The organism is Verrucomicrobiia bacterium (assembly GCA_035495615.1).
GTDB lineage: Bacteria > Omnitrophota > Omnitrophia > Omnitrophales > Aquincolibacteriaceae > DATJFP01.
The window spans coordinates 1-7,018 of record DATJFP010000049.1 but is presented as its reverse complement, the minus strand read 5'-3'; the positions used below and the strand labels follow the sequence as shown (position 1 = coordinate 7,018).

General features: G+C 58.7%; 8 protein-coding genes. 3 read left to right on the top strand and 5 right to left on the bottom strand.

Annotation, left to right across the window (positions count from 1 at the left end):
- Nucleotides 1-198: 198 nt before the first annotated feature.
- Genes VL688_06720 through VL688_06710 form a run of 3 tightly spaced genes read right to left on the bottom strand, consistent with a single transcriptional unit; the run spans nucleotide 199 to nucleotide 1,979 of the window.
- Nucleotides 199-678 carry a hypothetical protein gene (locus VL688_06720; protein ID HTL47740.1) on the bottom strand — a complete coding sequence of 160 codons (480 nt, stop codon included), beginning with the start codon at nucleotides 676-678 and terminating at the stop codon, nucleotides 199-201.
- 6 nt (nucleotides 679-684) lie between these two features.
- On the bottom strand, nucleotides 685-1,269 hold the full coding sequence (locus tag VL688_06715; protein HTL47739.1) for a sigma-70 family RNA polymerase sigma factor: 585 nt from the start codon (nucleotides 1,267-1,269) through the stop codon (nucleotides 685-687).
- Nucleotides 1,269-1,979 (bottom strand): hypothetical protein, encoded by a 711-nt coding sequence (locus VL688_06710; GenBank protein HTL47738.1) that lies wholly within the window; start codon nucleotides 1,977-1,979, stop codon nucleotides 1,269-1,271. The genes VL688_06715 and VL688_06710 overlap by 1 nt, the downstream gene beginning before the upstream one ends.
- Nucleotides 1,980-2,143: 164 nt before the next feature.
- On the opposite strand from VL688_06710, the gene VL688_06705 reads away from it, so the two are divergent.
- From VL688_06705 to VL688_06695, 3 genes are all read left to right on the top strand, one after another.
- Nucleotides 2,144-2,947, top strand: coding sequence for an EF-hand domain-containing protein (locus VL688_06705; protein ID HTL47737.1), 804 nt, complete (start codon nucleotides 2,144-2,146; stop codon nucleotides 2,945-2,947).
- Nucleotides 2,948-3,142: 195 nt separating this feature from the next.
- Nucleotides 3,143-3,790, top strand: coding sequence for a cyclase family protein (locus tag VL688_06700; GenBank protein ID HTL47736.1), 648 nt, complete (start codon nucleotides 3,143-3,145; stop codon nucleotides 3,788-3,790).
- Nucleotides 3,791-3,792: 2 nt separating this feature from the next.
- Nucleotides 3,793-4,743: a decarboxylating 6-phosphogluconate dehydrogenase gene (locus VL688_06695; protein HTL47735.1), complete on the top strand. Its 951-nt coding sequence runs from the start codon at nucleotides 3,793-3,795 to the stop codon at nucleotides 4,741-4,743.
- A 6-nt stretch (nucleotides 4,744-4,749) separates the two neighbouring features.
- On the opposite strand, the gene recR is transcribed toward VL688_06695, so the two are convergent.
- Nucleotides 4,750-5,349, bottom strand: a complete 600-nt coding sequence (gene recR, locus VL688_06690; GenBank protein ID HTL47734.1) for a recombination mediator RecR — start codon at nucleotides 5,347-5,349, stop codon at nucleotides 4,750-4,752.
- A gap of 1 nt (nucleotide 5,350) precedes the next feature.
- On the bottom strand, nucleotides 5,351-7,018 hold a 1,668-nt coding region (gene dnaX, locus VL688_06685; GenBank protein HTL47733.1), incomplete at its 5' end, for a DNA polymerase III subunit gamma/tau.

Here is a 7,018-nt window from a genome sequence, read left to right as displayed (position 1 = left end):
GGACTTTTCACTGTCAATGCGAAGAAATCACAAAAAAGACGAGAATTATCAATCGTTTCAGGGTGTCGGAGTGCGCTATAAATTACTGCATTTTATTGGAGGATGCGGGAAGGAATCAGGGGCTGTCTCAGGGTGCTGAAGGAGCTGATAAGGTGCGTGCGTCGAAATCGCTTTCCGGGCCAAAAAATCGCGCTTTTTTTACGCTGGCCCGGGCCCGAGAAAATCAGGCTCGACATCAAAGCGCGACGCGTCCGTCATAACACCGTCATCTTCCCCCAGCATTTCGAGGACGAAAAGTTCGCGCGCAAGGGCTTCCTGATTGCCTCCAGGCTCGACGCCTTCTTCCTCCGCGAGAGCGGCGGAAGGCGCCGGCTGGACGGCCTGCGGCCCTTGGACGGCGGGTGTTTCAAGGGTCCCCGAAGGCGCGGACACCCCTTCGGGCGCCTTGATTTCGAGGGCCGGCTGATGCGGCCGTAACATAACAAAAGCAACAGTCCCGGCAAAGGCCAGGCCCACGGCAAAAGCGGCCAGCGCGCCCAGGGGAAAGGACGGCCCGGGCGTCATTTCGATTTTTCTCCGCACCTCCGCCGCATAGTCTTTCATGAGGCTCTGGGGCACTTTTTTCAGGCGGTAATTTTCGAAGATCTTCTCGATCTCTTTCTCTTCCTCATGGCTCATGGGATTTCACCCCTTTCCCGAGATAGCGGAAATTTCCGCCTTGAATTTTTTCATGCCGAAATGCAGCGCGGCCTTCACTGTGCCTTCCGCAAGGCCCGTTGCCTGCGCGATTTCTTTCAGGGAAAAACCTTCCAAAAAACGCAGGATGAAAATCCATTGCTGCTGGAAGGGAAGCTTCTCGATCGCGGCCGTCACCTGCCGCTCGAATTCCGATAAGAGGGCCGAACCCGCGGGGCCCGGCTCGGGCGAGGCCACGGATTCCAGGAAATGGTCTTTGGACTGCGCGTCGTCCCAATCCGCGAGACGCAGCCGTTTTTTCTTCCTCAGATAGTCCTTGGCCGAGTTCATGAGGATGCGGTAAAACCAGGTCGAGAACTGCGCTTCGCCTTTGAAGTTCTTCAGCGCGTGATACGCCTTCACGAACGCCTCCTGAGAAATGTCCTTTGCGTCCTCGTAATTGCCGCACACGGTGCGCGCGAGCTGCACGGCCTTTTCCATGTGCCGTTTCACCAGCTCGTCGAAGGCCGACTCGCGGCCCGCTTGGAACTGCGCGATCAAGACGCCGTCCCGCTCGCGCCCGGGAGCCTCCATCAAGAGGCCTGCCTGCGGCGTTCGGTTCGTCCAGAACCGAACGGCCTTTCCTGTCCCAGCGAATCATCGCTGGGACGGCGGCGCTCGCCCCGCCCCCAGCCGCGCCGGTTGTCCTGCCTGTCCTGCGGTCCGGAATCGAAATCAGAACGTCCGGATCCTCCCCTCGAACGGAATTCTCCCTGCCTTGGAGAATCGGCATCTCGGAAGCGGCCGCGGCCGGACCCCTGGAAATCATGCCCGCCGTTCTGCCTCTCGTAGGATTCGCGTCCGCCGCGGGGACCGGAGGAATTCATGCGCTCGCGGAAGCGCGGATGGTTTTCCAGGAAGCGCTGGGCGCCTTCGGGATTCCGGGCCTGGAACTCCTGGAACCGGGCGCGCCTGTTTTCCATGAAGCGGCTGTACTCCCCGGGATTGTGGCTCTTCATATATTCCACGCGCTGCCGGCGGAACTCGCGGCGCTTTTCCATGAACTGATGAAAACGCGGCCCGTCTTCCCCGCCCATGCGCTGAAACTCCCGGCGCAGCCGGGCCTTTTTCTCTTCGATTTTCTCGCGGTAGGCCTCCGGGTTTTCCTGTTTCAGGGCCTGGAGCTGCCGCACTTCCTCGAGCACGGTGTCGTCGGTCGCGGGCGCCTCCGCCGGCGTTTCCGCCCGGGCCGTCACGGATGCCATAACCAATGCAATCACAATAAGATAGGGAACTTTCTTCATAATCTCCGCCTCTTTCCTTACCCATTAGACGGAATAATAAGGAAAAGGTTTAAGACGATTTTAAACCCTATTTTTTTGCAGGGGCCATTAAACCTTTCCTCCCGGAAGACGTCTTAAGGTCAGAACGGCTTAAAAATCCTGTAATTCAGGAAAGGAGCAAGACCATGAATAAGAAGAAAAGAAACCTCAACGCAATGAAGGCAGTAGGGCTTACGGTGATGCTCGCGGGAATTTCGGCGGGGATCGCGTTTGCCGAAGACACCGCGGCTTCGACACCGGCGGACACGGTCACACAGGCCGTGGACACGGGATCGCAGGCGGTTACCGATGCGTCTTCCTCTTCGGACGCCCAGGGCTGGCGCCATGAGAGAAAAGAAAAATTCCTGGAAAATCATCCCGATCTGAAAAAGAAACTCGACACGAACGGCGACGGGACGGTGGACAAGGATGAATTCAAGGCGCATCGCCAGGAAAAGCGTGAAGAAATGCAGGACAAGTATCTGGATAAGCATCCCGAATTAAAGAAGAAGCTGGATACCAACGGCGACGGCAGCGTCGACAAAAGCGAATTCCAGGCGGGGCGGGAAGAACGGCGCGAGAAGTACCTGGACAATCATCCGAAGCTGAAAGAAAAAATGGATGCCAACGGCGACGGATCCGTGGACGCCTCGGAGTTCAAGGCGTCACGCGAAAAGATGCACGAGTTCCGCGAAAACCACGGGGATAAGGACAACAATCCCCCGGGACCGCGCGGAGGTCCGGGCACGAACTGGGAAAACCGTCCGGGGGCGCAGGGCGGGCCGGGCGCGAGCCCTGACCGCGGCGGCTACCGCGGAGATCGGGACAACAATCCTCCGGGAATGCGCGGAGGTCCGGGCACGAACTGGGAAAATCGTCCGGGGCCGCAGGGCGGGCCGGGCGCGAGTCCCGACCGCCGCGGCGGAGGATCTCACGGCCGCCACGGGTAAAAAATCCGGCAAAGGCAGAGGGGACAGTCCGCAAGGGCTGTCCCCTTTTGCTTTGGGCTTCGCCGCCGCTACGCCTTAATAGAATTTCAGAAATTGCCCGATACCCTTCCCTCCTCGAGCGCGCCATGATGATCCCAGGCACGCTTACAAAATCCCTTAGGCCTTCTTAAGGAATCCCCCCGATCGAGGTTTTGCATGAATCCTCATCGCTGGCTTGATGTCACCGTGACGATCAAAGACGGAATGGTTCATTGGCCGCATGATCCCGCCGTCCGCATCCAAAGGAAATTGGACATGCGGCGCGGCGACAAGTGCAACGTTTCCCTGATTTCCATGGGATCCCATACCGGCACGCACATGGACCCGCCGTTTCATTTCGTTGAAAAAGGAACAAGCCTGGACCGCATGCCGCTTGAAGCCGGCATCGGACCCGCCCGGATCGTGGAAATCAAAAATCCCCGCGCCGTCACCCTGGACGAGCTGCGCCTCAAAAATATCCGGGCCGGCGAACGGATCCTTTTCAAAACCAAAAATTCCGCACGCTGCTGGAAAACGGACGAATTCATCAAAGACTTTGTTTTTATCGCCGAAGAAGCCGCGGAATTCCTGGCCCGAAAGAAACCGCTCCTGGTCGGCGTGGATTATCTTTCCGTCGGCGGGTTCTTCGAGGATGGCGCACGCATCCACCGGACCCTTCTCAAAGCCGGCATCTGGATCGTCGAAGGCCTCAATCTTTCGCGGGTCCGCGAAGGAAACCATGAGCTGATCTGCCTCCCCTTGAAAATTCAAAACTCGGATGGAGCTTCTTGCCGGGCCGTCTTAAGGCCTATGAAAGGGAAATGAACATGGAAAATGCGAAGAAGGAAATCGGAATCGTGGGCCTGGGGAAAATGGGAGCCAATCTATCGCTGCATGCGTTGGAAAAAGGAATAGGCGTGACGGGGTTTACGCTGGGCGGGGTTTCGCAGGAACTCCAAAAGGCGGGAGTCATTCCGGCGGATTCGCTTGAGTCCTTGGTGAGCCGGCTGGCCCGGCCGCGAAAAATTTTCATCTACATTCCGGCCGGGGCTGCCGTTGACGGACTTCTCGACCAGCTCGCCTCACGGGTCGAAAAAAAGGACATTCTCGTCGACGGCGGCAATTCCTATTGGGGGGATTCGATCCGGCGTTACCAGAAATTAAAACCCAAAGAAATCGGCTTCGTGGATCTGGGAACGAGCGGCGGGATGGACGGCGCGAGGAACGGCGCGTGCTTTATGGCCGGAGGCGAGAAAGAGATTGTTGACGAAGTTGCGCCGATTTTGAAGCTGCTGGCCGTTCCGGACGGCTTTCTGCATGCCGGCCCTCCTGGCGCGGGACATTTCACAAAGCTCGTTCATAACGGAATCGAATTCGGGATGCTGCAAGCCATCGGCGAAGGCATGGATCTGCTCGAGCATTACCCGGAACGATTGAACATTGCCGACGTGCTCCGGTGCTGGCGGAACGGTTCGGTGATCCGCTCCTGGCTGATCGATCTCATGGAGGAGGCCTATCGTTCAAACGGCGGGCTCGAAAAAATTCCTCCTTACGTCGAGGATACGGGCGAGGTCAACTGGCTGGTCGATGATGCGATTAAAATGGAAGTTCCGGTTCCCGTGATCGCGCAGGCCGTGATGCAGCTTTTCGCTTCCCGCGACGGCAAAAAAAACTGGGCGCGCGCGATCGCCATGATGAGGCACGGATTCGGAGGCCATCCCTACGGTCCTGATGAAGGGATTGCGCGTGAGCGCCGCAAAGGAAAAATCAAGGAATGAAGGAACTCAGGCGGGAAGGCGGCCTTCGAGCGCGCGGGCAAGCGTGGCCTGGTCCACGTATTCGAGATTGCTTCCGACAGGCACGCCGCGGGCAATGCGCGTGACCTGGATTTTCAAAGGTTTGAGCAGCTTGGAGATATAAAGGGCGGTGGTTTCGCCCTCGGTATTGGGATTCGTGGCGAGGATCACTTCCCGCACTGTCCCTTTCTTAACGCGCTCGACGAGGCCCGGGATCTGGATCTCGTCCGGGCCGATGCCGTCCAGCGCGGAAAGCGCGCCGAGCAGCACGTGGTAGGTGCCGAAAAAATGCTGGGTCTTCTCGACCGAAAGCACGTCCTTGGGATCTTCGACCACGCAGATCACGCCTTTGTCACGGCCGGGATTCGCGCAGATCTCGCAGATTTTCGCATTGGCGAAGTTATGGCAGATTTCGCAGAAGAAGATGTTTTCCTTGGCGTTCATCATCAGCGCCGAGAGGCGCTGCACTTCTTCGCGTTTGGATTTGAGGAGGTAGAAAACGATGCGTTCCGCGGACTTTCTTCCGATCCCCGGCAGCTTTGACAGCGCCTGCACGAGATCGCCCATCCACTCCGAATAGCCTCTCATGTCATTCTTTGCGGACGATCCGTCCGCCGTCAAAAATGTCGAGCGCCTTCATGATGATGTCCGGCAAGGGTCCGGCCTGTCCCGCAGCAGCGGGCGCGGGTTCGCCGTTTTCGGCGGGCGGGTCGGTCAGCTTCGTGATCACAAACTGGATACCCGCCCTTTTCCCGGTGATGGTCTCAAAGGCCTCTTCGACGAGTTTCTTGTTCGCGCTTTTATCGAGCGTCTCTTTGTGGAACTGGAATTCCGAAGGCAGCGCGAGCGTGACGAGCGCGCCGCTCGTTTCAACGGGCTGGGATTCGGAAAGGAAGATGCCGATGGACATGCGCTTGGCTTTGACGTATTCGACGATCTGGGCCCACGCGGCTTCCACTTCGGCCAGAGTCACGGCCTCGCCGGATGCGGCTTTGGCGGCGGGAGCCGCGGCTTCCCTAACGGCGGGCTGGCTTTTTTTTTCCGCGGCCGGAACCGGCGAAGGCGCGGCCTGGGTCCGGACCGGAGCGGGAGCTGAAGCCGGAGCCTGATACGTCCGTGGAGCGGCTTGCGCGGCCGCAGGCGCTGCGGGAACCGCGCTTTCCAGCGAACGCAGCCCGTCCAGATGCAGGAGCTTCAGCAGCGTCGTTTCGACGAGCAGCTTCGGGGGCGCGAGATTGCGCCGGAGCTGGCCTTGAAGATTGCCGATCAGGCTGAGTCCCATGAGCAGTTCGCCGCGCGTGAACAGGTCCTTGCGCTTTTTGAGCTGCTCGACGCCGTCTTCGGACATCTCGATGAATTCTCCCGGCTCCTGCGCGCATTGCAGGAGCAGCAGGTTGCGGAAAATTTCCAGGAGGCCTTTGGCAAATTGCATGAGGTCGCGGCCGCCCTGGTAAAGTTCCTCGATCATGGCAAAAAGCGCCTTGGCATCTTTGGCGGCCAGCGCTTCCAGCACCTTGAAATAAAGGTCTTCCGACGCCAGCCCCAAAAGGAAGAGGACGTCTTCTTCGTTGATCTTTTCGTCCGAAAAACTCGCGAGCTGATCGAGCAGCGTTTCCGCGTCGCGCAATCCGCCTTCGGAGGCCTTGGCCGCCAGGAAGAGCGCGTTCTTTTCGTATTTCAATTTTTCGCGCTTGGCGATCTCTTCGAGTTTCTTGGCGATCTCGGGCGTGGGAATGCGCTTGAAGTTGAAGCGCTGGCAGCGCGACAGGATCGTGAGCGGCACTTTGTGCGACTCGGTCGTGGCGAAAATGAATTTCACGTGCGGGGGCGGCTCTTCGAGGGTCTTCAGCAGCGCGTTAAACGCTTCGGTCGTGAGCATGTGGACTTCGTCGATGATGTAGATCTTGAAGTTGCCGTTCGCGGGCTTGAACTTCACGTTCTCGCGCAGGTTGCGGATTTCTTCGATGCCGCGGTTGGACGCGCCGTCGATTTCCAGCACGTCGAGAGACGTGGATTTCGCGATCTCCAGGCAGCTGTCGCATTTATCGCAGGGAATTTCCGCCGGCCCCTTCGCGCAGTTGAGCGCTTTGGCCAGGATGCGGGCGACGGACGTCTTGCCCACGCCGCGGGGCCCGGAAAAAAGAAAGCTCTGGGGGATGCGTTTCTGCCGGATCGCGTTCTTCAGGGTGGTGGTCACGGCGTCCTGCGCCACGACCTCTTCGAAATTCTGGGGCCTGAACTTCCGGGCGTAAATCAC